The sequence below is a fragment of the Streptomyces rapamycinicus NRRL 5491 genome (genome assembly GCF_024298965.1).
GTDB classification, from domain to species: Bacteria; Actinomycetota; Actinomycetes; order Streptomycetales; family Streptomycetaceae; genus Streptomyces; species Streptomyces rapamycinicus.
Map to the genome: position 1 here is coordinate 333,514 of NZ_CP085193.1, position 25,478 is coordinate 358,991.

The 25,478-nt window shown below is 70.3% G+C and carries 21 protein-coding genes and 5 pseudogenes; 12 read left to right on the top strand and 14 right to left on the bottom strand.

Annotated elements, in window-relative coordinates; all coding sequences use genetic code 11:
* Positions 1-109: 109 nt before the first annotated feature.
* The gene (locus tag LIV37_RS01460; RefSeq protein WP_121825945.1) at positions 110-1,192 is read right to left on the bottom strand and encodes a PLP-dependent cysteine synthase family protein; all 1,083 of its coding nucleotides are present in this window, start codon (positions 1,190-1,192) and stop codon (positions 110-112) included.
* A gap of 305 nt (positions 1,193-1,497) precedes the next feature.
* Here LIV37_RS01460 and LIV37_RS01465 point away from each other — a divergent pair.
* The 4 genes and pseudogenes from LIV37_RS01465 (at position 1,498) to LIV37_RS01490 (ending at position 5,382) form a co-directional block, all read left to right on the top strand.
* Positions 1,498-1,852: pseudogene (locus tag LIV37_RS01465) on the top strand (hypothetical protein).
* Positions 1,853-2,234: 382 nt separating this feature from the next.
* The gene (locus tag LIV37_RS01480; RefSeq protein WP_121825944.1) at positions 2,235-3,560 is read left to right on the top strand and encodes a PucR family transcriptional regulator; all 1,326 of its coding nucleotides are present in this window, start codon (positions 2,235-2,237) and stop codon (positions 3,558-3,560) included.
* Positions 3,561-3,656: 96 nt separating this feature from the next.
* Positions 3,657-4,835 carry an acyl-CoA dehydrogenase family protein gene (locus tag LIV37_RS01485; RefSeq protein ID WP_020865339.1) on the top strand — a complete coding sequence of 393 codons (1,179 nt, stop codon included), beginning with the start codon at positions 3,657-3,659 and terminating at the stop codon, positions 4,833-4,835.
* A 55-nt stretch (positions 4,836-4,890) separates the two neighbouring features.
* Positions 4,891-5,382 carry a flavin reductase gene (locus tag LIV37_RS01490; RefSeq protein WP_121826299.1) on the top strand — a complete coding sequence of 164 codons (492 nt, stop codon included), beginning with the start codon at positions 4,891-4,893 and terminating at the stop codon, positions 5,380-5,382.
* A 131-nt stretch (positions 5,383-5,513) separates the two neighbouring features.
* On the opposite strand, the gene LIV37_RS01495 is transcribed toward LIV37_RS01490, so the two are convergent.
* Positions 5,514-6,338: a class I SAM-dependent methyltransferase gene (locus tag LIV37_RS01495; RefSeq protein ID WP_020865341.1), complete on the bottom strand. Its 825-nt coding sequence runs from the start codon at positions 6,336-6,338 to the stop codon at positions 5,514-5,516.
* 116 nt (positions 6,339-6,454) lie between these two features.
* Positions 6,455-7,472: pseudogene (locus LIV37_RS01500) on the bottom strand (MMPL family transporter); the annotation flags it as partial.
* 179 nt (positions 7,473-7,651) lie between these two features.
* Here LIV37_RS01500 and LIV37_RS01505 point away from each other — a divergent pair.
* Positions 7,652-8,203: pseudogene (locus LIV37_RS01505) on the top strand (TetR-like C-terminal domain-containing protein); the annotation flags it as partial.
* Positions 8,204-8,232: 29 nt separating this feature from the next.
* Here LIV37_RS01505 and LIV37_RS01510 read toward each other — a convergent pair.
* Positions 8,233-8,823 carry a TetR/AcrR family transcriptional regulator gene (locus tag LIV37_RS01510; RefSeq protein WP_020865344.1) on the bottom strand — a complete coding sequence of 197 codons (591 nt, stop codon included), beginning with the start codon at positions 8,821-8,823 and terminating at the stop codon, positions 8,233-8,235.
* Between the two features lie 156 nt (positions 8,824-8,979).
* Between LIV37_RS01510 and LIV37_RS01515 the strand changes: the two genes are divergently transcribed.
* Positions 8,980-10,194, top strand: a complete 1,215-nt coding sequence (locus LIV37_RS01515; RefSeq protein ID WP_020865345.1) for an SGNH/GDSL hydrolase family protein — start codon at positions 8,980-8,982, stop codon at positions 10,192-10,194.
* A 62-nt stretch (positions 10,195-10,256) separates the two neighbouring features.
* On the opposite strand, the gene LIV37_RS01520 is transcribed toward LIV37_RS01515, so the two are convergent.
* The 5 genes from LIV37_RS01520 to LIV37_RS01540 all read right to left on the bottom strand — a co-directional run bounded on the left by LIV37_RS01520 (position 10,257) and on the right by LIV37_RS01540 (position 16,677).
* The gene (locus LIV37_RS01520) at positions 10,257-12,476 is read right to left on the bottom strand and encodes a M20/M25/M40 family metallo-hydrolase (protein WP_020865346.1); all 2,220 of its coding nucleotides are present in this window, start codon (positions 12,474-12,476) and stop codon (positions 10,257-10,259) included.
* A complete protein-coding gene (locus LIV37_RS01525) occupies positions 12,473-13,294 on the bottom strand; it encodes an SDR family NAD(P)-dependent oxidoreductase (protein WP_020865347.1) in 822 nt (273 codons plus the stop codon). Before LIV37_RS01525 ends, LIV37_RS01520 begins: the two co-directional genes overlap by 4 nt.
* On the bottom strand, positions 13,294-14,622 hold the full coding sequence (locus tag LIV37_RS01530; protein ID WP_020865348.1) for an MFS transporter: 1,329 nt from the start codon (positions 14,620-14,622) through the stop codon (positions 13,294-13,296). The genes LIV37_RS01525 and LIV37_RS01530 overlap by 1 nt, the downstream gene beginning before the upstream one ends.
* On the bottom strand, positions 14,619-15,575 hold the full coding sequence (locus tag LIV37_RS01535) for a polysaccharide deacetylase family protein (RefSeq protein ID WP_020865349.1): 957 nt from the start codon (positions 15,573-15,575) through the stop codon (positions 14,619-14,621). The genes LIV37_RS01530 and LIV37_RS01535 overlap by 4 nt, the downstream gene beginning before the upstream one ends.
* Positions 15,576-15,669: 94 nt before the next feature.
* Complete coding sequence (locus LIV37_RS01540) at positions 15,670-16,677, bottom strand: Lrp/AsnC family transcriptional regulator (RefSeq protein WP_020865350.1); 1,008 nt, start codon at positions 16,675-16,677, stop codon at positions 15,670-15,672.
* A 469-nt stretch (positions 16,678-17,146) separates the two neighbouring features.
* On the opposite strand from LIV37_RS01540, the gene LIV37_RS01545 reads away from it, so the two are divergent.
* Positions 17,147-17,710, top strand: coding sequence for a dihydrofolate reductase family protein (locus LIV37_RS01545; protein ID WP_020865351.1), 564 nt, complete (start codon positions 17,147-17,149; stop codon positions 17,708-17,710).
* A gap of 172 nt (positions 17,711-17,882) precedes the next feature.
* Complete coding sequence (locus LIV37_RS01550) at positions 17,883-18,683, top strand: SDR family NAD(P)-dependent oxidoreductase (protein ID WP_020865352.1); 801 nt, start codon at positions 17,883-17,885, stop codon at positions 18,681-18,683.
* 46 nt (positions 18,684-18,729) lie between these two features.
* Here the strand turns inward: LIV37_RS01550 and LIV37_RS01555 are convergent, their stop codons facing one another.
* Complete coding sequence (locus tag LIV37_RS01555; protein WP_243146426.1) at positions 18,730-19,395, bottom strand: TetR/AcrR family transcriptional regulator; 666 nt, start codon at positions 19,393-19,395, stop codon at positions 18,730-18,732.
* A 404-nt stretch (positions 19,396-19,799) separates the two neighbouring features.
* Here LIV37_RS01555 and LIV37_RS01560 point away from each other — a divergent pair, with 404 nt between their 5' ends.
* On the top strand, positions 19,800-20,723 hold the full coding sequence (locus LIV37_RS01560) for a GNAT family N-acetyltransferase (RefSeq protein WP_121826298.1): 924 nt from the start codon (positions 19,800-19,802) through the stop codon (positions 20,721-20,723).
* Positions 20,724-20,989: 266 nt separating this feature from the next.
* Here LIV37_RS01560 and LIV37_RS52440 read toward each other — a convergent pair.
* Positions 20,990-21,136 (bottom strand): annotated as a pseudogene (locus tag LIV37_RS52440) (MmyB family transcriptional regulator); the annotation flags it as partial.
* Between LIV37_RS52440 and LIV37_RS01565 the strand changes: the two are divergent.
* Positions 21,133-21,468, top strand: a pseudogene (locus LIV37_RS01565) (Tn3 family transposase); the annotation flags it as partial. The pseudogenes LIV37_RS52440 and LIV37_RS01565 sit on opposite strands and share 4 nt — an antisense overlap.
* 169 nt (positions 21,469-21,637) lie before the next feature.
* Here the strand turns inward: LIV37_RS01565 and LIV37_RS01570 are convergent.
* From LIV37_RS01570 to LIV37_RS01580, 3 genes are all read right to left on the bottom strand, one after another.
* On the bottom strand, positions 21,638-22,282 hold the full coding sequence (locus LIV37_RS01570; protein ID WP_121825943.1) for an ATP-binding protein: 645 nt from the start codon (positions 22,280-22,282) through the stop codon (positions 21,638-21,640).
* A gap of 48 nt (positions 22,283-22,330) precedes the next feature.
* Positions 22,331-22,573: a hypothetical protein gene (locus LIV37_RS01575; protein WP_020865357.1), complete on the bottom strand. Its 243-nt coding sequence runs from the start codon at positions 22,571-22,573 to the stop codon at positions 22,331-22,333.
* A 76-nt stretch (positions 22,574-22,649) separates the two neighbouring features.
* Positions 22,650-23,252, bottom strand: coding sequence for a P-loop nucleotide/nucleoside kinase family protein (locus tag LIV37_RS01580; protein ID WP_121825942.1), 603 nt, complete (start codon positions 23,250-23,252; stop codon positions 22,650-22,652).
* A 454-nt stretch (positions 23,253-23,706) separates the two neighbouring features.
* Here LIV37_RS01580 and LIV37_RS01585 point away from each other — a divergent pair, with 454 nt between their 5' ends.
* The gene (locus LIV37_RS01585; protein WP_020865359.1) at positions 23,707-24,696 is read left to right on the top strand and encodes a S66 peptidase family protein; all 990 of its coding nucleotides are present in this window, start codon (positions 23,707-23,709) and stop codon (positions 24,694-24,696) included.
* A gap of 341 nt (positions 24,697-25,037) precedes the next feature.
* The gene (locus tag LIV37_RS01590; RefSeq protein ID WP_020865360.1) at positions 25,038-25,445 is read left to right on the top strand and encodes a hypothetical protein; all 408 of its coding nucleotides are present in this window, start codon (positions 25,038-25,040) and stop codon (positions 25,443-25,445) included.
* Positions 25,446-25,478: the final 33 nt, after the last annotated feature.

A 25,478-nucleotide genomic window follows, 5' to 3' on the forward strand; every position in this document is an offset into this window, starting at 1 on the left:
CGCCCAAGCGCATGCGGCCGACAGCGGTCTGGACACCGGCGGCGAGGCCCTGCGCATCAGCCGGGCTGGAGGTCTGAGGGGCATCCGCTCCCGGCTGTCACGCGGGTCGCTACCCGACCGGCCAGTCCCCGGTGCGGGCGAACAGCTCGATGTCGGCCTCGTACGGCGCGGGGTCGAGCCCCCGCGCACGCACCCACTCCGTATTGAGGTGGGTGTTCCGGTACGGATCAGCGCCATCGCCGATGATGGTGACGACGCTGCCCCGCATCCCCGCTCGGCGCATCCGTGCCACGAGGTAGCACATCCCCCAGAAATTGGTGCCGGCCGCCGGTCCGGCTTCGATCCCGGCAACAGTACGAAGCCACCGCAGGGCCGCAATGGACGCCGCGTCCGGTACCGGGATCATCAGGTCGATCACCGCCGGCAGGAAGCCGGGCTCGGTGCGTGGGCGACCGATGCCAGGTATCCGCGAGGGCATCCCCGTGGTGTAGTCGCCACACCCACTCACCCACGCGGGGAAGTAGGCGGAGTTCTCCGGGTCCACCACCGCCAGGCGAGTCGGATGACCGTGTCGCCGCAGGTGGCGTCCGATCGCCGCCGAGGTCGCCCCGGTTCCGGCACCACTGACGATCCACTCCGGGATCGGGTGCGGTTCCCCGCTCATCTGATCGAAGATCTCGTCGGCGATCGTCGGCTCACCACATCCGGCCACCGCCCGCTCCCCGTCGCCGAAGTGGTCCAGGAAGTGGCCGCCGAGCCGCTCGGCCAACGCCCTCGCCTCCTCCTGCACCGCGGCGGGCGGCTGCTCACCCACCTGCCACCGTCCGCCTTCCCCTTCGATCCTGGCCAGGACGTCCGCAGGGGTCTTCGCCGGTACGACGGCGGTGAACACCAGGCCCAGCAGTCTCGCGAAGTGGGCTCCGGCGACAGCAACCGCCCCGCTCGTAGCCGCGATCACCGGTGTGTCCGACCTGATGGCGCCGCTGGCGATCGCCTCACAGAACATGGCCCGCACCAGGCGATACTTCATGCTGCCGGTGGGATGCGCGGACTCGTCCTTGAGGTAAATCCCGACGTCCCGGATCGCGGGTAGCGGAAGCGGGCGCAGGGGCGTCGGTGCCAGATGCGGGCGACCTGCCCGTACCCGACGGATCGCCTCGGCAGCCCACGAGTTGGGGTGCTCCGTGGTCATGACCGGACCCTACTGGAGCCCCGGCACCGGGCAGGTCACCATGCTCAGCGGTCATTGTCGACAACGAGCCTGCCGCTGCGCCTGCTAACGCGCTTCGGCTCGGCCATATTGCTTGGTCGACTGGATTGGAGGACACGGCGGCCGACTTCGGTGAGAACGGTCATGTGGGACCGCCACCGTCTGTCACGCCAATAGGACGCGTTCGCGCAGGAGGTGGAAGCCCGCGCGGCCGAACAGCCTCTTCCAGGGCGTGTATCGACAGTATTTCCGGAGCGGTTGTCGTGTCGCTTCGCTACGGTGCGGCCATGGCGAACTTTGTGCTGGTCGCGGGTGCGCGGCTCGGATCTTGGGCGTGGGACGAGGTCGTGCCGTATCTGCGTGCGGCCGGCCACGGCGTCCACCCGCTGACGCTGTCCGGTCTCGCCGAGAAGCAAGGCGTGCCGGCCGGACAGCGGACCCGCCGTGCTGGAACGGCCGCTCGGCGATCTCCCGGCGACATACAGCAAGTGCACGCTCGGTGACCCCGAGCCGGGCGACGACGTAACCAAGCTACTGACCAGCGAGCACTGGCGGCTGATCGAGATGGACACCGGCCACTTGCCGATGTTCTCGCAGCCGCGCGAACTGGCGCAGACCCTCCTCGGCACAACCGGGGAGTGACCGCGGTTTTCGGGCTTTCGGACTCCTTGCCGGGGCGCATCATGTGCGCTGGTCGCAGCAACTCGTTGATGGCTGCGACGAGGACGGTCACCTCGTAGCGGACTGCCGACTTGTCGTACCGCGTGGCCACTGCCCGGTACATCTTGAGGCGGTTGATACCGCACTCGACCGCGTGCCGCTCGCGATGGTCGACGTGAACGGGCTCTGCGGGCGGCCCTCGACCTGCTGGACCGCTCGGGTCTGGACGCGTTGGCCATGAGGCGGCTGGCCGACGTGGTGGAGCACTTACTGTGGAGGGGCCGGGAGCGCGACGGCGTACGCGCCAAAAAGGAAACACGGGGAAGCAGATGAGTCACGGTCGGCCCATGCGCCGGGGCGCCTGGTGAGCACGGACGGGATCAGGGCCCCGGGGCGGGCATGGCTGGGACGGCTCCGGCCCGAGGACGAGGCGGTGATCGGCTCCGCCGTGTCCGATCCCATGCTGGTCGCCGAGGTGGTCGCCCGGGTCGGCCGCGCCGCGGCGGGCTGGGCCATCGAGGCCGGCCAGGCCATGGCGGCAAGACGGAACGCCCACGGTATCTCCGACGTCCGGTACGTCCACTTCCGGCCGCGCCGTTCCTACGAGGCCCTGGCTCTGTCCGCCGTCGTCTCCCTGTCGGGGGACCACACTCCGCCCGCCGCGCTGCGCAGCGAGTTCTCCGCCCTGGTCAGGGAGGCCGTACCGAGGGGTGTGTCGGTGGACGTGGGGCTCCAGGGCGTCCAACTGTTCCACTCGGACTTCCTCGGCAGGCTCTTCGACTGGTGCGGCGCCCATCTGCCCCCGGAGAGTCAGGCGGAGGGCATGCGGCAGATGTCCGCGGACCTGTTCGAGGGGATGGCCGCGCTGAGCGCCCTGATGGCACAGGAGTTTGCCGTCACCCGTGACCGCTGGCTCGCCGGCACCGCGGCGGCCCGGCAGGAGATGGTGCGGGACATCCTCGCGGGCCGGGAGGTCGACCGCGACCGGGCCATGAGTCGGCTCTCCTACGACCTGACGGTGCACCATCTGGCACTCATCGCCTGGTCCGACACCGAAGTGGCCGGCGGCGCCGACGAACTCGCCGACGCCGCGACGCGGCTGCTGACGACTCTCGGATGCTCCTCGGTCCTGCTGGTACCCACCGGCACGGCCAAGTTGTGGGCGTGGGGAGGCAGGGTCAGCGGTCCGCCGCCCGCGCCGGGCCCGGACCGGCGGTCCGCGCCGCGGGACCAGGGGCTCCCGCCACATCTGCGCGTCGCGCTGGGGCGTCCCGGATACGCCCTCGCCGGCTTCCGCCGCTCCCATGAGCAGGCGCTGGCGGCCGAACTGGCCGGCCGGGTGGGACGATCTCCGGGGCCCGTGTACGACTACGAGCGGCTGGAGCTGCCGATCCTCCTGAACGCCGACCCGGTCGCGGCGGCGGAGTTCGTGACCCGGGTGCTGGGGCCGCTCGCGGCCGACGACCCGGCGATGGCGGAGCTGCGGAGCACGCTGAGCGCCTATCTCGACGACGACCGTGCCGTCTCGGCTGTCGCCGAACGGCTGCATATCGCCAAGAACACCGTGCTGTACCGGGTGAAGAAGGCCGAGCAACTGCGCGGGCGTCCGGTGAAGGAGGGCCGGCTGGCGGTGCACGCCGCCCTCAACTTCGTCGAGGTGTTCGGACCGCCGTCGCAAAGACCGGACTGATCTTTGGTCGCCGTCACAAGAGTCGCGTCGCGTCGCTCGGCTTGGCTCGGTCGCATCGGGGCGTGAGCCCGGACCGAGACATCCAGGGAAGCGATCATGACGATGACTGCCGTCGGACACGACGAGACCAGCGCGGTGCCCGCACGCGAGGAGTTCGTGGCGCGCGCCGCCGCACTCGTGCCGCTGCTCAGGCAGCACGCCGCCGAGACCGAGGAGCGGCGACGCCTGAGCGACGTGAGCCTTGCCGTGATCACCGAGGCTGGGTTCGCGCGACTGTGCGTACCAGTCGAGAACGGTGGCTATGGCCAGGGCATCGGGACGCTCGCCGAGGTGACGGCCGAGCTGGGGCGCGGCTGTGCCTCCACCGCCTGGGTGGTGGGAGTGAATGGTCAGATCGCCGTTACCCCGAAGAGCCCCGCCCTCAATTCCTTCCTGTACGGCGAGCGTCCGGACTCCTGGCTGTGCGGTTCGCTCAATCCGACTGCCGGCCGGGTGGAACCGGTCGACGGAGGTGTCCGGCTGACCGGGCGGTGGGGGTACGCCTCGGGCTGCACGCATGCGCGGTGGGCGATGGTTCTGGCCACCGGCACCGTCGAGGAAGGCGGCCCGACCGTGCACGGCCTCGCCGTCCCGATGAGTGACCTGACCATCGACGAGGACTGGCGGGTCGTCGGTATGCGCGGCAGCGGCAGCCACACGATCGTCGCTTCGGACGTCTTCGTACCGGCCGAACGGATCATCACCTCCAAGGGCCCCCGGACCGCTGAGCAGGTGATCCTCAGCGGGATCGGCGGATCGGCCATGATGGCGGGCCCGCTGCTCGGCGCCACGCACGGGGCGCTGGACATCGTGCACCAGACGCTGGCGGCGAAGAAGAAGATCGTCTACAGCCGGTACCCCTCCGCTCCGGAGGCGGTGGTGACCCAGCTCTGGCTGGCCGAGGCGACGCAGCACCTGGACACCGCCCGGCTGCACACCCGCCGCGCGACCGACGCGATCGACGGGGCGGTCGCGTCGGGCAGCGCCATGAGTCTGGTGGAGCGGGCCCGCGCGCGCATGGATGTCTCCACCGCGGTGGAGAACTGCCGGCAGGCGATGTCACGGCTGCTCGACATCCACGGCGCGAGCGGGTTCGCCGAGGCCAACCCGCTGCAGCGCGCCTGGCGTGACCTGGAGGCGGCCGGCCGCCACGGTTTCCTCAACACGCAGTTGGCCCGCGAGGCCTACGGGCGGGCACTGATCGGCCTCCACGAGCCCATCGCCACGAACGTCTGACGCCGAACGCCACACGAGCAGGAACCCGAACGAGCTGGACATGGGCGGAAACAACATGACGATCACAGCGACTCGCGCCGAATTCCGGGACGCCATGGCACACCTGGCGGCGGCTGTCAGCATTCTCACGACCGACGGCCCCGGCGGCCGGTGCGGAATCACACTGAGCGCCGTCTGCTCGGTCACGGACTCCCCGCCGACCATCCTGGCCTGCGTCAACCGGAGCAGCGCCATGCACGACGTCTTCGTAGCCAACGGCCGGGTCGCGCTGAACGTCCTCGGCGGGGACCAGTCGGAGCTTGCCCGGCACTTCTCCGGAGCCACGAAAGTGGCGATGGACGAGCGCTTCGCCTGGGACATCTGGGCATCGGCCGGCCCGGTGCCGGTGCTGCGCGACGCGCCGGTGACCATGACCGGCACCCTGTCCGGGCGGACGCCGATAGGTTCGCACAGCGTTCTCTTCATCCGTGTGGAAGAGATCCACATGCGGGGTGACGCCGACGGACTCGTCTACCACAACCGCGATTTCCACCGGCTGGGTTCATGACGGGCCACCGCCGCTGCCCCGCCCGGCCGGTTCAGTCGGGCAGGGGCACGGCGGCGGGGACGTCGACTTCGACGAGGTACCCCGGGGCGAAGGGTGTGTGGCGCCCGGGCGTCGCCACCGGGGCCGTTCGCTCAGCGGGATGCCAACAGTCCGTACAGCAGCGGGATACGCGGCTCCGGCAGCCGCCACCAGCCGGATGAGCCACGAACCATATGAGGCCAGCGCGGCCAGGGCAGTTCAGGGCTCTCGCGCAGCCGTCGGACGTCCAGACCGGCTCCGATCAGGGCATCGACGACCTCGCCCAGCCCGTGCATCCACTCGTAGCTGTCGATGGCGCCCTCGACGGCCGGGCCGTCGGTGTAGGTGTGGGTCGCGTCGCGGTGTACAGGGCCGCCGCCGGCCAAGTAGTCGTGCCTCAGCAGGAGTTCGGGGCCGTCTCCGGGGGCGGGTTTGGGGCCCAGCGAGTTGAGGAGCGGGTGGAACTCCACGACGTACAGGCGGCCGCCGGGACGTAGCAGTTCGGCGACGACACCGGCCCAGCGGTCCAGGTCGGGGAGGTAGCACAGGGCACCCTTACCGGTGTAGACGACGTCGAACCGCCGCCCGCCGAGGGCCTCCACGGCGTCGTACACATTGGCCTGTACGTACCTCACGTCGAGACCGGCACGCGCCGCGATGCCGGTCGCCGCTGCCACGGATGCCGCGGAGAAGTCGAGGCCGACCGTCCGCGCCCCGCGCTGCGCGAAGGCGATGGTCTCCGTGCCGAGGTGGCACTGCAGATGCAGCACGTCGCGGCTGGCCAGCTCACCGAGGTCGTCCCACTCCCACGGGGCGAACCAGCGGGACGGGTCGGGCTCCCCGTCGATCCCGTAGAACCGGCTGGCGAGGTGGACGGGGGTCCGGGCATCCCAGTTCGACTGGTTGGCCCGCATCATCCGCTCGTGCGCGTCGGTCATGGGTTCACTATGGCAGCCAACCGCGGGAAGCAGCGTCTTCGGAGTAGCCGTCGCCCGGCCGTGCCCGCCTCCGGTACAGGGGAGGCGGGCACTCCGTGGGGTGTGGTCGCGCGTGGTCAGACGTGCGTCGAGTTCTTCCCGTACGGCGGCACGGTCACGAGCTCCGGCGCGGCCGCCGGCTCGGGCGCGGGGCCGCCTTCGCTGAGGCCGAACCGTCCGTGGAGCTTTCGCAGGAAGCCGGGCGCGTACCAGGCCGAGCGGCCGAGCAGGCACATCGCGGCGGGAACGAGGATGCCGCGTACGGCGACGGCGTCGATGAGAATGGCCAGTCCGCTGCCCAGGCCGAACAGCTGCATAAAGCTGAGCTCGGCCGTACCGAACGCGAAGAAGCTCACCGCGAGCAGGCAGGCCGCCGCGGTGACGATGCGTCCGGTGTGCCCGAGGCCGTTGGTCACCGCGGACTCGTTGTCCTCGCCGAGGTCGTGGAGTTCTTTGATCCGGCTGGTGACGAACACCTCGTAGTCCATCGAGAGGCCGAAGCCGATGCAGAACATCAGCACGGTCATGGACACATCCATCGGCTGGGCTGTGAAGCCGAGCAGGGAGGAGAGGAGGCCCTCCTGGAAGATCCAGGTCATGACGCCGAGGGTCGCCCCCAGGCTGATCAGGTTGAGGAGCAGCGCACGCAGCGGCTGCACGACGCTGCCGGTGAACAGGAAGAGCAGGAGGAAGGTGGTGACGGCGACCAGGGCCACGGCGATCGGCAGCCGGCTGCCGACGGAGTCCTCGGAGTCGACCAGTACGGCGTCGACTCCGCCCACCAGCGGGTGTGATCCGGCGGGCGGGGCTACCGCCCGCACCTCCTGGACCAGGCTCTGGGCCTGGTTCTCGGCGTCCTCGGGCAGTACGACGCGTTCGTCCGGTGTGCCGAAGGTGATGCCGAGGAGCGGGCTTGCCGCGAGCAGCAGGATCGCGAGTACGGGCAGCGCGGTGAGCGCGGGCCGCCGCATGACGGTGCCGGCCAGCCGTCCCCACATGGGTGCCCGGGGTGCCGGAGCGTCCGCGGTTCGCCTTCGCCCACGGCAGCCGCCCGCTGTTGACCCGGTGCCCCAGGACGACGAACAGGGCCGGCATTCGGCTATGCGTTCAAACACGCACGATCTCCTTTGGTGTCCATACGGTGAAAACGACGCGAAACGGCCGGAGTTGACCGAACGGGAGCCGGCGCGGTGCTCCGCGGAGTCTCGTCACCCCGTCAGAAGCAGGTGCGGTGTCGCACTCTTCGTCGCCGCGAACGACGTTAGTGAGCCGACAGGGCATACGACGACCTGGCCGACGCCGTGCGGGCCGCCGTCGACACCGCGGCGGACGACCCGACCCTGCCGCGCCTGGTGGTCGCGGCCGAGGGCTACCGTCAGTGGGCCATCGCCCATCCCGAGCGCTTCCAGCTCCTCCACGGAACGCCGCTGCGGGACTACGCGGCACCCGCCGAGGGCCCGACCACCCAGGCGACGCGCCGGATGAGCTCGATCTTCGAGCGTGAGTTGTTCGACGGGTTCAGCGCGGAGCAACTTGCCGCGGCCGACACTCCCGTGCTCTCGTCCTCACTCCGGGCACACCTGGAACAGCTGCCACATTACGGTCTGGGGTATCTGCCGCCTCCCGCGACCGCTCTTCTGCTGAGCGCGTGGGGACACCTGCATGGCCTCGTCGTCCTGGAGGTGTTCGGGCACGCCTCTCTCCTCGGTGACCACCAGGCCGAGATCTTCCGCATGGCAATGCGGAACCTGCACGCGGACATCCACCGCCAGGTCCCCGTACACGTGGGCACGCCGGATACCGCGGACCAAACGGAACCCGTCTGAATGGTGACGGGGGCGGGGCCGGGGAACCTCTATGCCCCGGTCTCGCCGTAGCGCGTCCAGCCCTGGTCGAGGAGTCGGAATCCCGCATCGACGGACGACTCGGGATCGGCCTCATGGATGGCGATGAGCTGGATCTGCAGGGCGAACCGGACGTAGAAGCGGATCTCGTCACTCGGCCCGGTGAGCCCGAACTCCTCGGTGATCGCCGCGACCAAAGCGTCCTCGTGGCGCAACCACATCTTCTCCGCGTAGTCGATCAGGGCCGGGGTGTCCTCCATGAGGGCGAGGATCCGGCTCTGGGGCTCGGACTTGAGCGCGGCGATCTCGGCGAGGTAGTGCGCCTTCAGGGCGTCGGAGATCGTGGTCCCCGGCGAGCGGCCGCTCACCGCGGCGATGAGGTGTTCATGCCGCTCGTCCTCATCACTGAAGACCAGCGCCTCCTTGTGGGGGAAGTGGGTGAAGACCGTCTTGGGTGACACATCGGCCTGATCCGCGATCTCGCGCACCGTCACCGCGTCGAAGCCGCGTTCGAGGAACAGCGCCGTCGCCGCATCCAGGATCACCGCCCGCGTTGCCGCCTTCTTGCGCTCGCGTCGCCCAACGGCCGCTCCATCCACCATGCTCTCATCCTACCCTCGATCACTATCTACATTGACGGTAAAAGTAGTGTCGATATAGTAAGTGTGCGAGTGAAGCGATTATTGGCTCATTCGCGTGACGACAGACGTTCTGACCTGCACACCAACCGCGATACCGGCAGCCGAAGGACAACGACCATGACCGCCACCGTCAACTCCCCCTCCAACTCCGAGCGGTCGGACGCGGACGCGTTCGCATGGGTTCGCACCTGGGGCGCCTCGCCGCAGGCACCGGACAACTCCGTCACCTCCGTCGAACCCTTCGAGAACGCGACGCTGCGCCAGGTCGTCCGCGTCAGCGGCGGCGGACGCCGCATCCGCGTCCGCATCAGCAACGAGTACGGAACCGCACCACTGACCATCGGCGCCGCCCGGGTCGCCATCGCGGACTCCGACGGCGCGATCCAGAGCGGAAGCGACCGGCCGGTGACCTTCAGCGGCAGGCTGACCACCACCGTCCCGGCGGGCGCGCCGATCCTCAGCGACCCCATCGATCTGCCCACCCCCGCGCTGTCCCGGCTGACGATCAGCCTCTACGTGCCGGAGCGCGTCGACACCTGCACCTGCCACGGGACGTTCCACGCGCTCGGCTGGATAATCCCCGGCGACGCGACCGCCCTCGCGTCTCTGCCCACGGACGCGGTCCCCTTGCCTGCGCAAGCCCTGATCACGGCCGTGGAAGTGCGGCCCGACACACCGGCCGAGGCCATCGCCGTCATCGGTGACTCCCGTGTCGATGGAATCGGCTCCACCCCCGGCACGGACCGGCGCTGGACCGACCTGCTCGCCGAGCGCCTCGCCGCCCGCGGCGGACAGCCGCGCTGCGTGGTCAACCAGGGCATCGGCGGCAACCGCATGCTCGCCGACGGCATCGGCACCGCCGCCCTCGCCCGCTTCGACCGCGATGTCCTCACCACGCCGGGCCTCGGCCATGTGGTGATCGCCGTGGGCAACGACCTCGTCTTCTCCTTCGCCCCGCACACCGAGGAGACCGCCGGATTCCTCGCGATGTTCCCCGGCGCCCCCGTCACCGTGGACGACATCATCGCGGCCCACCTCCAGCTGGCGGCCCGAGCCCGCGCGCACGGCGCGAAGGCTCACGCCGCGACCATCGCCCCCTACGGCGGCACGGACATGTACTCGCCCGAGGGCGACAAGGCGCGCGAGCAGGTCAACTCATGGATCCGCACAAGTGGCGCCTTCGACGGCGTACTCGACTTCGACGCCGTCTGGCGCGACCCCGCCGACCCCGCCCGCATCCGCGGCGACCTGCACATGGGCGACTACCTCCACGGCAACGACGCAGGCTACGCGGCCCTCGCCGAATCCATCGACCTCCCCCTCTTCGACTGATCCCTGACCCTGGAAGGTCGCTGACGGATCTCCGCGCTCGGTCGTCTTCACCGCCGGCCGGTTCATTCCAGTGCCAGCGCCGCCAGTACCGTGGCGGCCAGTGCGGCGCGCGTGACCATGCCCGACACCGAGGTGTTCTCCGAGCGGGCGTGTGCGCCCGAGCCCACCGCGCCGATACCGTCCAGGACCGGGGTGCCCTGGGCCACGACGAAGTTGCCGTCGCTGGCTCCGCCGACCGACGCCTCGGGCAGGTCGTGTCCGAGCAGTGCGGCGCACCGGCGGGCCAGGTCGGCGAGCGCGGCGACGCCTTCCGTCCGTTCGAACACGGGGCGGTTCCAGCCCCCGGTGACCTCCACTCGGGTCCGCGGGTCGACGGGACGCAGGGCGGCGAGGGCCTCTCCGACGCGTCGCTGTTCGGCGGCGGTGGCGACGCGGACGTCGATACGGCCGATGGCGTGCCCCGCCGTGACGTTGCTGCGGGTGCCTCCCGCCACCACGCCCACGTTCAGCGATGTGCCCGCGTCCGGGGAGCGCAGGTCCGCCAGGCGCAGGATCTGGTGGGCGAGTTCGTCCACGGCGCTGGCTCCGGCGGTCGGGTCGAGTCCGGCGTGGGCCTCGCTGCCGGTGACCGTGACGGTGAAGAGTCCGACGCCCTTGCGGGCGGTCTTGATGGCGCCGTCGGCGGCGGCCTCGAAGACCATGGCGAGCCTGCTGTCGCGGGCCTCCGCCACGATGGCGTCGCGGGAGGCGAGGCTGCCGGTCTCCTCGTCGCCGTTCAGCATCACGGTGCAGGCCGGGCGGGGCAGATCGAGGGCGTCGAGGGCGCGCAGTGCCCAGACCGCCTGGACGAGCCCGGCCTTCATGTCGAAGACGCCGGGTCCGCTGATGCGGTCGCCCTCTCGCTGGAAGGGCCAGGTGTCGAGGGTGCCGGTCGGCCATACGGTGTCGTAGTGCCCGAGGAGAAGTACCGGGCGGTTGTCCTGGGCGGTGGTGTCCCGGGCGGAGTAGCGGCGGACGAGGATGTCCCCGGTCTCCTCGCGCGCGAGGGTCTCCTCGGCGTCCGGTTCGCCGAGGCGCCGGTCGAGCCAGCCGCGCAGCCGGCCGAGGCAGGTGTCCAGTGCGTCCAGGTCGTCGCTGGCACTGCCCTGGGAGGTGTAGTCGGCGAGGTCGGCGACCATGTCCTCGCGGTGGGCGTCGAGCCATTGCCGGACCGCTTCGGCCTGTGCGGAGTCGAGGGGAAGCGGGGGTGCGGGGGCCTGGGCCAGGCGGTCCAGTTCGTCCAGCCGTGACTCCGACATGTCGTGCGCGGCGCCCTCCAGTTGGCGAAGGCCGTTCACGACCGTGCGCAACAGGGCCGTGGGCAGGCCTTCGCGTGCCGCGTGGTGGAAGACGTCGGTGTAGTGGGTGGGCGCTTCCACGGGCCGGTGGCGTACGGCGAGGTCGCGCCAGATACCGCTGCGGTCCTTGGTCTGGGTGCGCAGCCATGCGGTGAGGCGGTCGAAGGCGGCGTTCCGGGCAGCGGGGTCCGCTCCTGGCCGGAAGGCGTCCGGTTCGAAGGCGTCGAACGCCTCCAGGGTGACGCCGAGACGGTCGGATACGGCGAAGACCTCCCCCGTCAGGGCGGCCATGGCGGGGCGGTGCCGGTCGATGAGGTCGGCCATGGGGGCGTCCGCGAGGGCGGTGGCGGCGAGCATGGCGCCGAACCCGGACTTGGCCCACAGGTATCCCTCGACGTTGTCACTGGCCACGGCCGGGCCCCAGTTGCTCAGGTCGGCCACCAGGTCCCGGACCCTCACACTGACCGGCGCGCCGTCGGGCTCGCCGATGACGAGTGCTCCGGCGCCGCCGTCCTGGATGACGCCCGGTTCGATGACGTCGGCGAAGATGTTCACGAAGGCCGCGACGGTGCGGGCGGCGCCCACCCGCTGGGCGATCAAAGACTCGTTGAAGCCGTTCTGCAGGGACACGACGTAGCCGTCCGGGGCCAGGCGGGGCGCGATCCAGTCGAGCGCGGTACCGGTGGCCTGTGCCTTCACGGCGAGCAGTACACGTCCGAGGGGGCCGGCGAACTCGTCCGGGGTCGTGGCGGTGACCGGCACGCTCTCGCGGGTGCCGCCGCGGGCGACGACGAGTCCGTGGCGGCGGATGGCGTCCACGTGGGTGTGGTCGGCGTCGACGACGGTGACCGGGTGGCCGGCGCGGGCGAGGGCGAAGGCGAGGGTGCCGCCGATCGCCCCCGCGCCGACGACGGTGTATCCGGGCTTCGGGTGGGTGTCGTTCATCGGATGTGTCCTTCCGCGGACGCGGCCGCCGGCACGGGGCCGGACGAGGTGGCGCGGGTGTCGTCGGGCTGCCAGATCCGGGGCAGGTGAAGGGCGCCCGTGCTGGACCCGCCGTCCACCCGCAGGATCTCGCCGGTGATCCAGGAGGCGTCGGGGCCGGCGAGCCAGCGCACGGCCCGCGCGATGTCCTGCGGCGTTCCCGGGCGGCCCAGTGGGTTGGTACCGATCGCCGCGGCGTACTCCGCGGAGACGGGGTTGCAGTCGCTGGCCACCAGGACGAAGCCGGGGCTGACCGCGTTGACGCGGATGCCGTGCGCGCCGAGTTCCAGGGCGGCGGCGCGGGTGGCCATCTCCAGGGCGGCTTTCGAGCTGGCGTAGGGGCCCCCACCGGGGCGGGCGCGCTGCGCGGCACCCGAGGTGATGTTGATGACCGAACCGGGCCGTCCGTGCCCGGTGGCGAGCCGGGCGAAAGCGGCGGTCGCCAGGACCGGGGCGCGCAGGTTGACGGCGAACAGCCGGTCCCAGGCCGGCGCGTCCACGTCGGTCATGTCGAGGGAGGGGTAGACGCCCGCCGCGTTGACGAGGATGTCCACCGGGCCGTGCTCCGCCCAGGCGGCCTCGACGACCGCGGTGGGCGCGTCGGGGTCGGTCAGGTCCGCGGCCCGTGTCGCGACAGGGGTTCCCAGATGTGCCCTGGTCCGCCGGAGCGCGGCGGGGTCGCGGTCCACGAGGGTGAGGAACGCGCCCTGGGCGGCGAACTCCTCGGCGATCGCCCCGCCGATGCCGCCCGCGGCGCCGGTGACGAGGATGTGGGCCATCAGCTGAACTCCTTGTCCTTGGTCTCCGGCATCGTGAGGTAGACCACGAGGGAGATCAGTGAGGCTGCCGATACGTAGACCCACAGCAGGTCGCTATGGCCGCTCTCGTGCAGCCAGGTCGTCAGGTAGGGCGCCGTGCCGCCGAAGATCGCGACCGCCAGGGCGTACGGCAGGGCGATGCCGGTGGCGCGTACCTCCGGCGGGAACTGCTCGGCCATGATGACGGCGCAGTTGGCGGAGTAGCCGAGGATCAGCAGCATGCCGATGAGCTGGACCAGGAACAGGCTGAGGAAGCTGTTGCCGAGCAGGTGCAGCAGGGGCCAGGCCAGGACGGTGAAGCCGCCGGCGAACGCCGCCATGGTCGGCTTGCGTCCCACGCGGTCCGAGACCACGCCCATGAGGGGCAACGCGACGACGAAGACGACCAGGCAGAGGGTCTGTGACAGCAGCGCGGTCCTCAGCGGGATGCCGGTGGTCAGATTCGCGTACGTGGGAAGGTAGTTGACCCAGATGTAGTAGGTGAGGGTGCCCGCCACGGTGATACCGGCGACGCGCAGGGCGGCCGCGGGGTGCTCCACGAACATCGCCTTGACGGGATTGGTGCGGGTGCGGCCTTCGCCCTGGACCTGGGCGAAGGAGTCGGTGTCCGCCACGGAGATCCGCAGCCACAGTCCGACCAGTCCGAGCAGCCCGCCGAGGATGAACGCGACGCGCCAGCCCCAGGAGTGCAGGGCGGCGTCGCTCAGTGCCGAGGTGGCGAGTGTGCCCAGCAGGGAGGCGACGAGCACGCCGCCGGCGACCGACACCTGCTGCCAGGACCCGGCGAACGCGCGCCTGCCGCGAGCCGCCGACTCCACCAGGAACGCGGAGGAGGAACCGAATTCGCCGCCGGCCGAGAAGCCCTGCACGAGCCGGGAGAGCAGCAGTATCAGCGGCGAGACGATGCCGATGCTCTCGTAGGACGGGGTGACCGCGATGACGAAACCGGCGCCCGCCATCAGGCCGACCGTGAGGGTCATGCCCTTCTTGCGGCCGTGGCGGTCGGCGTAGGCGCCGAGCACGGCGGCACCGACCGGACGCATCACGAACCCGACGGCGAAGACGGCGAGCGTGGACAGCAGGGCCACCGCGCCGTCGCTCTTGGAGAAGAACTCAGCTGCGATGATCTTGGCGAAGATGGAGTACAGCGCCCAGTCGACCCATTCGACGGTGTTGCCTATGGTGCCGGCGACGATGGCCTTGCGCTGGGCGCGGCTCAGCCGGAGCGTGGCGGGGGCGGCGCCGTCCTCGCGCAGGGGGCCGGTGGGCGTGGCGGATCCGGTGTTCATGGTGTGTGCTCCGGGGTGTCGGCGGCGGAACCGGCCGCGGTCCGGCCGTGCAGCACGCCGCGGGCCGTGTCGGCGAGCTGGGCGTGCGTCGCGTACCAGACGCCGGGGTGAGCGGCGATGTGGTCGAGAAGTTCCCGCAGCGCCACCAGGCGCGAGCGGTGACCGATGACGTGCGGGTGCAGGGTGAGCTGGAAGACGCCGCCGTCCCGGTACGCGGCGTCGAACTCGTCGGTCCAGATCTCCCGTACGTCGCGCGGGCGGCTGTGCGGGCGGACGGACCCGTAGCGGTCCATCGTGAAGTACGGGGCGTCGTCCCGGATCCAGTCGACGGGGATCTCCACCAGGCCGGTGGGCCGGCCCTCGGCGACGATCTCGTAGGGCTCGTCGTCGGCCATGAGCGAGGAGTCGTAGGCGAAGCCCAGCTCGAGCATGATGTCGAGGGTCGAGTCCGAGAAGTCCCAGGACGGGGTGCGGATGCCGACCGGGCGGCGGCCGGTCAGCTCGGTGAGGGTGTCGAGGGCGCGCGCCGTGAGTTCCTTCTCGTCCTCGCGGCCCAGCAGCGTGTTGCGCTCGTGGATCCATCCGTGGACGGCCAGTTCGTGCCCGTCACGGGTGTAGGCACGGGCCTCCTCGGGGTGGACGAGCGCGGAGACGGCCGGCATGAAGAAGGTCGCCGGGACGCCGTGGCGGGCCAGGAGGTCCAGGATCCGTGGAGCGCCGGCGCGGGCGCCGTACTCGCCCTGGGCGAGTCGGCCGGGGCTGGTCTCGCCGTCGCGCAGCGGGATCGTCTCGTGGTCGGAGTCGAAGGAGAGGGCGACCGCGACCCGGGCACCGCCGGGCCAGCGGTCGGGGACCAGCCGCCGTCCGGCACGGACCGCGCCGATATGGCCGCGCCAGGTGTGCTCGGGCCAGCGCCAGCTCTCCGAGGGCAGGCCGAAGTCGTCTGTGGGCATGGTGGTCTCCACAAGGATCGGGGGGACGGGAAGAGGGCGGATGAGGGTACGGCGGAGCCACCACCGGGCGGTGTGCCCGGCAGCCGGCCGGGGCTCAGACGGCGCGGACCATCCGGTGCCAGGAGTACTTCAGGGTGGCCAGATGCAACGTCACGTCGGAGGCGATCAGCCCGGGCAGTGCCCCGATGATGTCGCTGGTGTAGCGCAGCAGATCGGTGCGGCGGGGCAGAACCATGTGTCCGACGAGGTTGAAGCGCCCGGTCGCCGCGCCCAGGAACTTCGTTCCCGGATGCCGCGCGAGCTGCCGCCCCGCGGCGTCGAGCCGGTCGGGCTCGATCGACAGCCACACCATGAACTCCGCGTCGTACCCGAGCAGGGTCGGTTCGACGAGGGTCCGGAACTGCAGGATGCCGCGGCAGATGAGCCGGTCCATGGCCCGTGCGACACCGGACTCGGTGTGGCCCAGGCTCCGGGCCAGGGTGCTGACCTGGGCGCGGCCGTCCTCCTTGAGGGCCGCGGCGACCTCCTGCTCCAGACCGGTCAGCGCTTTTGGCGCCTCGTCCCAGTCGCCGCGGTCGCATGACGACGCGAGGGAGGCGGGCCGCAGGTCCGCGGCCGCCTCGGCGGGCAGCAGCCCGGTGTCCCACATCGACGCGGAGGTGAAGGCCCGGATGACGGCGACCGCCTCGGTGCTGGTGATCAGGTCGGCCCCGGGCAGATCGGTGAAGAGCATCCGCATCATCTCCTCGTTGTCGCGGGCAACGAAATCGACGATGAGATCGGCGGCACCGGTGACGACGGCCAGGAAGCGCACGTCCGGGCTGACCGCGAGCTGGTCCGCGAGGTCCAGCCCGCGGCCGGGCCTGGCCTGCACCCGGACCAGCATGGACGAGCCCTCCCGCGTGCGGTCCAGCTCCAGACTGCCGACGACCCGCAGCACTCCCCGCTCACGCAGGGCCTTGTAGCGCCGCTGGGCGGTCGTCTCGCTCGTACCCACCCAACGAGCCACCGCGCTCCACGGGGCGCGACCGTTGAGCTGGAGCGCCGCGATGACACGGCGGTCCAGGTCGTCGATGGTGTCCACGGGGGCCTGGTGGGTCATGGGGCGGACGCTAATCAGCGCTTTTCCGCTCGTCAATGACGGAATCCTGCATCACTCCAGGTCACAGCCGGGTGATCCAGCACCGTCCGGGGTTACGAAGGGGTAACGCCCGCAGTTCCGGTACGCACGAGCGGATGACGTCGAGCGTGACGGATTACGTCACCCGAGAATCCGAAAAAGTTCATCCACACGGTTCCGGCCCATGGCCACCCTCGCCGGGTCGCTCGGCCATGACGACCAGACCCGGCCCGCTCTGCTGAACGCGTTTGGAGCCGGGGCCCGTTCCGGGGCGCTCGGCCGCCCCACGGCCGTGTCCGCGGGGACGGCGGTGGGGCGCGGGGATCGTCGTCACCTTTCTCCCGCAAACGAACTCGTGAGGTGACCCGGTCCAGGGGATCCCGCGAGCCGCGATGAGTCCTGCGGCGCCCGGCGGTCGTACTGTCGAACCCGTTACCGAGGAGGACTCCTGATGCGCAGCGTGACCTATTCGATGGGCGTCTCACTTGACGGCTACATCGTCGGGCCGGACGGCGGCTTCAACTGGACGGCGCCCGACGAGGAGGTCTTTCGCCTCTCCATCGACGAGATTCAAGAGGTCGGCGTCCACCTGTTGGGACGACGGCTGTACGAGACGATGCTGTACTGGGAGACCGCCGACCAGGATCCATCGCTCGGCGACTCGATGCTCGAGTGGGCCGCGATCTGGAAGCCGCTCCCAAAGGTGGTGTTCTCCACCACGCTGTCCGCGGTGCAGGGCCATGCCCGCCTGGCCTCCGGTGGCCTGGCGGAGGAGATCGAGCGGTTGCGAGCCGAGCCGAGGGAGGGCGACATCGCGATCGGCGGTGCGGCTCTCGCCGCCGAGGCGGCCGCGTCGGGTCTGATCGACGAGTACCGGGTCAGGGTCTACCCGGTGCTGGTCGGCGGCGGCATTCCGTTCTTTCCCCGGCACGAGCGCCGGGTGGATCTCGAACTCGTCGAGACCCGCACCTTCAGCTCGGGAGTCGTCTACCTCCGCTACCGCGTGGCGCGCTAGACCATTCCACTGGGCCGATGTTCCGGGGCCCGGGCTCGACGCCGGTCGCCCGGCAGTGCCCGGGCTCTCTCCGCTCCACAAGAAGTCTACAGCTGTATACTTACGTGAGAGTTACTTCGCATCACCGCACAGTGCGGACATGCGAAGCGGGCCCATGAGAGGGAAGTACGAGATGAACCTCAACCTGACCGGCAGGCGCGCGCTCGTCACAGGTTCGAGTGCGGGGCTCGGCGAGGCCACTGCGAAACTGCTGGCGGCCGAGGGTGCCGCGGTCGTGGTCCACGGCCGGGACGGGAACCGCACGGAGAAGGTCGCGCGGGAGATCCGCGAGGGTGGCGGGACGGCCGGCGCGGTCGTCGGTGACCTTGCCGACGACCGCGCCGCCGCCGACGTCGCCCGCGCCGCCACCGCGGACGGCCCCATCGACATCCTGGTCAACAACGCCGGCTTCTACCGGCACCTGTCCTGGGCCGAGGCCACCCCCGAGGAGTGGCGCGACACCTACAACGTCAACGTGGTCTCAGGCGTCCGCATGATCCAGCACCTGGTCCCCGCCATGCGCGAACGCGGCTGGGGCCGTGTCGTCACCATCGGCGGCGGACTCGCCTCCCAGCCGATGGACACCCACCCCCAGTACAACGCCACCCTGGCCGCCCGGCACAACCTCGCCGTCTCCCTCGCCCGCGATCTCAAGGGCACCGGCGTCACCTCCAACATCGTCTCCCCCGGAGCGATCCTCGTCGAAGCCACCAAGGACCTCGTCAGCAGCATCGGGCCCGCCCGCGGCTGGGGCCGGACCTGGGACGAGATCCAGCCCAACGCCGTTCGGGCCCTCATCCCCAACGACCAGGAACGATTCGGCGAACCCGAGGAGATCGCCGCAGCCGTCGCCTACCTCTGCAGCGACTACGCCCAGTACGTCAGCGGAGCCACCATCCGCGTCGACGGCGGACTCATCCGCTCCGCCTTCTGAGCGCACATGCCCCGCCATCCCGCGTGCCGGTGGCGGACGGCTACCGCTACCCGTCGGTGCCGTCTGTGCTGTGGGGGCCGTCCGTACCGTCTGTGCCGTCCGTGCCGTCGACACCGGTTCCGGGCACAGACGTGCCGCCCGCCTGACGGATGACCGGTTCGAGCATGTCGGCGAGGAGGGCGGCGAGACGGCCGTCGTCGGCCGTGACGAGCGGGCGGGTACCGACGACGCTGCGCAGCAGCCACGTTCCGGCGACCAGCGCGAGGGCGAGCTGCGCGCGGACGTCGGCGTCCGATCCGTCGAGCAGCCCCGCGAGACGGGCGCCCACATGGGTCTCCACGCCCTGCCGGACGATGTCCGCCGCCTCCGGATCCGGTGCCGAGCGCAGCAGCAGGAGAAACGGGTCGAGCCGCTCGGCGCCGGACGCGGTGCGCTCGGCGAGCGTGTGGGCGATGGCGCCCGCCAGACCGGTGCGTTCGTCGCCGACGACGGTCGGCGGTGCGAAGGCACGATCGACGGCCTGCGCGAACAGGCCCTCCTTCGAGCCGAAGTAGCGGTTGATCATCATCGCCGTCACACCCGCCCGCTCGGCGATCTGACGCACCCCGGCCCCGGCGTATCCGTGCTCGGTGAACTCCACGACCGCGGCGGCGAGAATCGCCTCGCGTGTCGCGGCGCCGTCGCGCCTGCGGGCAGGATGTGCAGTGCTCATGGGCAGGAGCATACGGGGCGCTGACGCGCGGATTCCGGGACGGTGGAGCCGCGATCGGCCCGCTGGACGAGAAAGACCGCTCGCAAGGCGAGGCGCCGCATGCCGGGAGCCGGGCGCGAACCACAGTGATCGGAACGTGCAGCTGACACACCGGGGTTCACTGGGCGCCGCCGTACGCAGGGCGATCGGAAAGGGCTTGCGGGCGGGGGCCACGCTTCGATAGATGTTGCGGCGGAACCCGCACCACGAGGGTGAGGGGCCACGACAGCAAGAGGAGGGATAAGCCCATGATCCCCATGATCACCGCGCTTGTGTCCTCCCGGGGTGCGGACCACATCTGACCTCGGAGCGGACGGGCGCCTTCACCGGAGCGTGCCTTGACCGTGAAACAGGACCACCTGACCATGCGTCCGATCACCGGACGCGAAGAACTCGCCCTCTTCTCCCAACTGCCTTACACCCTCAACGAGGAATTGGCGGACGACCTCGCCGCCGGCCGCCGGCGTCCGGAATGGATGTGGGTCGCCCTCCGCGGCGAGCGCCTGCTGGCCAGGGTCGCATGGTGGGGCCGGGCCGGAGACGACACACCGTTCCTCTTGGATATCTTCGACATCGACGACAGCAGCGCGGATCGCGATCGCGTGGACATCGGCGTACGGCTGCTGCGGGCTGCCACGGCCGCGGTGGTCCCAGCCGACGGCCGACCTCCCGAGTACAACCGAGCCGTCCCATCCGATTGGCATGAGGGCCGAGTGACCGGGCGCGTCGTCGAGGACCGCATGCTCGCTCTGGAACGGACCGGCGCCCGCCTGTTGGCCGAACGGCTGCTTCTGGAGTGGCGTCCCGGGACGCCGCTCCCCGAACCGAGGGGGCGCCTGGCGTTCCGGCCGGTCCGCGGCACCGAGGAAATCCTCGGCCTGATGGCTCGGGTCCTGGACGGAACGCTGGACGCGCACAGCAGGGCCGACCTGACCCGGATGTCCCCCCGCGAAGCGGCGGCCAGACACTATGAGGAGGAACTCGCGCACTTCCGGAGCCCGCAGGACTGGTGGCGGATCGCGACACTGCCGGACGGCGAGCCGGTGGGGTTCGTCACCCCGGCACGCAACGACTACAACCCCGTCATCGGCTACCTCGCCGTACTCCCCGAACACCGGGGCAACGGCTACATCGACGAGATCCTTGCCGAAGGCACCCGGATCCTCACCGCGCGGGATGTCCCGCGCATCCGGGCAGCCACGGATCTCGGCAACACCCCGATGGCGAACGCCTTCCAGCGCATGGGATACGTCAACTTCCAGCGCCGGATCTGCATGGTCTGGAGCTGACCGAGGGTGCGCTGCTCCCGCAACGGCGTCCCGCCCACTCGCCGGCGAGGCTTGTCGTGGGGGAAGACCGGTCCGCGTCGAATCCGTCTCGTACTTCCGACCGGCCGGAGCGCGCTCGTATCAGTCGTGCGCTCCTGGGGCTCGCGCTGTGACGCTACTGGTACCGGCCGCCGACCCGCCCCATTGGGCCAGCAGGCGCAGGGAGGCTCGGACGGGCTGCCGGGTTCGGTGCCGTAGACGAACAGGATCTGGTCCGGGTCGTCCCCGGGGGTGAGGGCCTGGTAGGTGACGGTGAGGTCACCGACGAGCGGGTGGCGGTAGTCCTTGGTGCCGGTCGTGCGCCGGTGGACCTTGTTGTCCGACCAGATGCGGCGGAATTCCTCGCTGCGTATGCGTGCGGGTCGAGGACGCACACTACGGACGGATCGCGAAGACCCTGCACATCCTGCGCCTGGCCGACGAGCCCGACTGCCGTCGGCAGATCAAGAGCCAGGCCAACCTCCAGGAGGGCCGCCACTCGCTCGCCCGGAAGATCTTCCACGGCCGCTCGGGACAGCTCTACCAGCGCTACCAGGACGGCATGGAGGACCAGATCGGAGCGCTGGGCCTGGCGCTCAACGCCCTCGTGCTCTTCGACACGCGCTACATGGACACCGCGGTGAAGCAGCTGCGCGCGGACGGCTTCGACGTCCGTGACGAGGACGTGGCCCGCCTCTCGCCGTTCGTTCGCCACCACATCAACATTTATCTGGACGAATTCCGTGCGCGGGACCGGCTCAACTTTGAATGCATCCTGACCGAGACTGGCCCCGACGCCTGCCACCTCCAAGCCACCGGGGCGGAGCACCAGGACCGCGGGTCGGGAGTCGACCGGGCCGCTCTCCCCGGTGCAGCTCGGTCGTGCCGCCCCGTGGTCACGGACCTGACCGGTCCTCGCCGTCGCGCTGATCGTCGAGGCGGGCAGTCAGGTCGGGCCAGTGCTCGGACCACCGCACCAGATCGCCTGCGGTCAACGACCACCGCGAACGCAGGGCTTGGTCCGGCAGGAAGCGGACGCAGGTTCCCGTGGTCCCGTCGGCTTCGACGGGCTGCAGATCGGTCACCGGGACGCCGTGCTCATAGCGCTGGCTCCAGGATCCGTTGAGACGGCGGTTGGTATGAATCAGCCACTCGCTGAGCGCTGCGACGACGGACATGCCGCGACGCGGATGTCCGTCCGGAAGCCGCTCCGTCTCCGGGAGGTCGAAGAACCGAAGATCCTTCGTGGCCATGACCGGCTTCTTCACCACTTGGCCATACTCGTCGACCCGAGTGTCGGTGCCCCGGCCGTCATCCTTCACTGACACCGAGCCGTCGGTATGCAGCGTGACCACACACCGTCCGCCGCCCCGGCTCGCTGCCTCGTCAGCGGCGTAAGCAACGATCTCGAGAACAAGGTGTTCGGGCCCGCCCGGCGCGAACTCTGCGGATCCCTGGCGGATCCGACCGAGATGGTCCGCCTCCACGATGCCGGCCCAATCGTGCGTGGTGTTGACCCAAGAAGCCCTTGATCCATCCATCCGGCAAGTATCCGTCGGGTTCTCGTTCAGGCTGCCGCAACGAACCGCTCAGCAGTGATCGTCAGGGCCGGGCTCGGTGCTCTCGCCGAGATCTGCGAGGAGGCCGCGGATCCGGTCGGCGATGGCGTTGTGCCGTTCGACCTCGCGCGGCCAGCCGCGTTCGATGGCGTCCTGGGCGAGCTGCTGTTCACGGGCGAGCCGGGACCGCAGGCGCGGTGTGTACTCGCTCGTGGTGGCTCTGGCCCGCTCCGCTGGATGGGCGGACCCTGGAGGTATGGCCAGGAGGAACATCCGGCGGTGCGGCCAGTGCGGAATGGAGTTGCCGAAGGGCAGCAGGCGGTCGCGCCGGTACTGCGGGCCGGCCAGGTTAGCTGTCGGTGCACGACGGCCATTTGTCCACCGCCCAGTCCGGCCAGCTCGGCCAGCCCGCCGGTGGGGAGGGAATCTCGGCGCCGTCGAGTTCGGCGGCGTCAGGCACCTGGAACTGCTCGCGCCAGGCATCCAGGTCGGCCTCGCTCATCGGAAACGTCTGATGCGGTGTTGTTTCCTGGCGGCGCGCGACGCGGGCGAGCTGGACGTCCTTGTCCACGGGCAGGTAGACCACCTGGCATGATGCCCCGGCCGACTGGGCCAGCCAGCGCAGGGCCGACCGTTCATCGCGGCTCCAGAGCCCGAAGTCGAGCACGACGCTGGTCCCTAGCCTCAGCGCCTGTAGGGCGACCGAAATGAGCCGCCCTTCGAGCACCCAGCGCTTGCCGTCGGCCATCGAATCGCCGAACAGTGGGATCATCCAGTGATCCGGGGTCAGCCGCAGCGCCCGGTGGGTTGCAGCGAGCTCTTTGGCGCGGGTGGTTTTCCCAGCCCCGGGAAGCCCGACCATCAGGAGCAGGATGGCAGCACGTGGGTGCTGCGTAGCGCTGGTTCCGGCTGCATGCGGATGCTGTGAATCGAAACGCTGCGACTGAGACATGACTTCCCTGATCAGGCAGGACGACCCGGCGTCACAGGAATATGAGTGACTGCCGGCAGGACACTGATCCGGCGGTACGTCCTGGCACTGCCCCATGCGAGGGCAGGCAATGGCCGCGGTTACAGGAACCGCGGTACCGCCGCTAAGCGGCGGGTGTCGTCATGGGAGCACAGCAGCACATGCCTTGATCATAGCGGACCGAAACTCTGCCCCGGCCCGCATGGGCGCCCGGAGCGGTGGCGGGCAGCGGTACGCGTCTGGCCGGGCATCGGACGCGTCGTGGAAGAGGCCCCGGCTACGCGCTGGAGTACGTCACCAACGACGTGTGAACCGCCACTGCACCCTCACCGGCCGCTCAGGCAGCCTACTTCCCGGCCCGGACCGCCCCTGAGGCGGAATGCCGGCGGCACGGGCCTTGTTCCTCGCCATTATTGATCAACAAGGAGGAGGCCCCATGCCTGCGATCCTTCGGCCCCGCGCGCTACGTTCCGGCGACCTCGTGGTCGTTGCCGCGCCCTCGGGCCGGCTCGAGCCGGGTGAGGAACCACTGCTTGCCCGCGGTGTGGCGATACTCGAGCGGATGGGTTTCCGCGTGCGGGTCAGCCCGATGGTCAACCCGGCGCGGAATCGCTGGTGGGCATCGGGCACTCCGGCGGAGCAGGCCGACGAACTCAATGTGTTGCTCCGGGATCCGGAGGTGCGGGCCATCATCGCGCATACCGGTGGACAGGCGACCATCGGCTATCTCGATCTGATCGATCTGGACGCGATCCGGGCCGACCCGAAACCGATCCTCGGCTACAGCGATATCTCGCTGCTGCACATGGCGTTGTACGCCAAGACCGGCCTCGTCGGCTTCCACGCCGACATCGCCACCCACGGTTTCGGCAGCGATTGGTACACGCTGGGCAACGAGGCCCGTCGCGCCGAGCTCGTCGACCTCTACACCCGTGTGCTCACCAAGGCCGAGGCGCCGGGCGTGCTGCCGGCGATGGGGGCTTGGGAAACCTGGCGGCCGGGCCGCGCGCAGGGACCACTGTTCGGCGGTCTGCTGAACCGCCTGGTCCTACTGCAGGCGACACCGTTCGCGCCGGCCGCCGAACGGTTCGAGGGCGCCGTGTTGTTCTGGGAGGAGGTGCAGCGGCCGGCCTCGCGGATCTGGAACGACCTGCATACCTTGCGGCTGTCCGGTGTGCTGGACCGGATCGCGGGCATGGTGGTCGGCATCCCGGCCGAGGTCACGCCCTACGAGGGTGGCGGAGAGCGCGCGGGCCTACGCGACGTGGTGCTCGATGTCCTGGCTCGACGTGACATCCCGGTTCTCGCGCAGGTCGACTTCGGTCACACCTCGCCGAACCTGCCGCTGCCTCTCGGCGTCCGCGCACACGTGGACGCGGACAACCAGACGCTGTCCCTGATCGAGTCGGCGGTCGCGGAAGGCTGACGCGCGCATCGCATACGAGACCGGCCCGGATCGCCCGGCCGGCCAGGCCTACGACGGACAGGCCAGAGCGGCCCTGCGCGCCCGCAGCCTCGCGCTCGTGAACGGCTACCACACGACGGCCCACTGCCCCCGACGCCGCTCAGCGGACCCACGGCAGGGAACCCGACGAACAGGTCCCTAAGGCCCGGCAGTCCGACAACAGAGGTGCTGACAGCGGAGGAGTCATGAGAGCAGAAGGAACGACGCCGGAACCGGAAACGCCTGTGCGGAGTGGTCTCACATCTCTGGGCGAGATGGCATGCCGTTATCAGGCGGATGAGATACGGCCGGAGGATCTACCGGTGGTCGCGGCGGAGGCACTCGCGGCCGGGCTGGACACCCCGACGCTGTGTGAACTCGCCGGTTGGCCTCGCAACGCGGATGTCCGCGATATCCGCGACGCGTTCGAGCAGGCGCTCTCCGAGTCGGGAATCAGGTTGCCGGATCGGGGCCTGGCACGGCGCCACGCTCTGCGCCGGCTGGCTGCGAGACTCGTCGACGGAGGAATCACTTCCGCCGACCTGGCGACGGACGACTGGTGGGAGACGGAGGTCGAGACCGCGGCGGAGCAATCGTTCGTGGCGCTGATCCCGCAGTGCGAGTGCTGCATTGAGTACACGTTGGGGCTTGACCGGCAGACGTGGGCGGCCCAGCTGCGGATCGCCGCCCTCGCCCTGACATCGTCTCCGCCGATCGGCCCCGGATGCTGACTCTGCCCGGCGTGCCACGCCCGCGCCGGTGCT

Bases quoted from the DNA above. Each gene is read 5' to 3' on its own strand.
- LIV37_RS01460 (WP_121825945.1), bottom strand. From the start codon at position 1,192: ATGACCACGGAGCACCCCAACTCGTGGGCTGCCGAGGCGATCCGTCGG.
- LIV37_RS01485 (WP_020865339.1), top strand. From the start codon at position 3,657: ATGACGATGACTGCCGTCGGACACGACGAGACCAGCGCGGTGCCCGCA.
- LIV37_RS01490 (WP_121826299.1), top strand. From the start codon at position 4,891: ATGACGATCACAGCGACTCGCGCCGAATTCCGGGACGCCATGGCACAC.
- LIV37_RS01495 (WP_020865341.1), bottom strand. From the start codon at position 6,338: ATGACCGACGCGCACGAGCGGATGATGCGGGCCAACCAGTCGAACTGG.
- LIV37_RS01510 (WP_020865344.1), bottom strand. From the start codon at position 8,823: ATGGTGGATGGAGCGGCCGTTGGGCGACGCGAGCGCAAGAAGGCGGCA.
- LIV37_RS01515 (WP_020865345.1), top strand. From the start codon at position 8,980: ATGACCGCCACCGTCAACTCCCCCTCCAACTCCGAGCGGTCGGACGCG.
- LIV37_RS01520 (WP_020865346.1), bottom strand. From the start codon at position 12,476: ATGAACGACACCCACCCGAAGCCCGGATACACCGTCGTCGGCGCGGGG.
- LIV37_RS01525 (WP_020865347.1), bottom strand. From the start codon at position 13,294: ATGGCCCACATCCTCGTCACCGGCGCCGCGGGCGGCATCGGCGGGGCG.
- LIV37_RS01530 (WP_020865348.1), bottom strand. From the start codon at position 14,622: ATGAACACCGGATCCGCCACGCCCACCGGCCCCCTGCGCGAGGACGGC.
- LIV37_RS01535 (WP_020865349.1), bottom strand. From the start codon at position 15,575: ATGCCCACAGACGACTTCGGCCTGCCCTCGGAGAGCTGGCGCTGGCCC.
- LIV37_RS01540 (WP_020865350.1), bottom strand. From the start codon at position 16,677: ATGACCCACCAGGCCCCCGTGGACACCATCGACGACCTGGACCGCCGT.
- LIV37_RS01545 (WP_020865351.1), top strand. From the start codon at position 17,147: ATGCGCAGCGTGACCTATTCGATGGGCGTCTCACTTGACGGCTACATC.
- LIV37_RS01550 (WP_020865352.1), top strand. From the start codon at position 17,883: ATGAACCTCAACCTGACCGGCAGGCGCGCGCTCGTCACAGGTTCGAGT.
- LIV37_RS01555 (WP_243146426.1), bottom strand. From the start codon at position 19,395: ATGAGCACTGCACATCCTGCCCGCAGGCGCGACGGCGCCGCGACACGC.
- LIV37_RS01560 (WP_121826298.1), top strand. From the start codon at position 19,800: ATGCGTCCGATCACCGGACGCGAAGAACTCGCCCTCTTCTCCCAACTG.
- LIV37_RS01570 (WP_121825943.1), bottom strand. From the start codon at position 22,282: ATGGATGGATCAAGGGCTTCTTGGGTCAACACCACGCACGATTGGGCC.
- LIV37_RS01575 (WP_020865357.1), bottom strand. From the start codon at position 22,573: ATGTTCCTCCTGGCCATACCTCCAGGGTCCGCCCATCCAGCGGAGCGG.
- LIV37_RS01580 (WP_121825942.1), bottom strand. From the start codon at position 23,252: ATGTCTCAGTCGCAGCGTTTCGATTCACAGCATCCGCATGCAGCCGGA.
- LIV37_RS01585 (WP_020865359.1), top strand. From the start codon at position 23,707: ATGCCTGCGATCCTTCGGCCCCGCGCGCTACGTTCCGGCGACCTCGTG.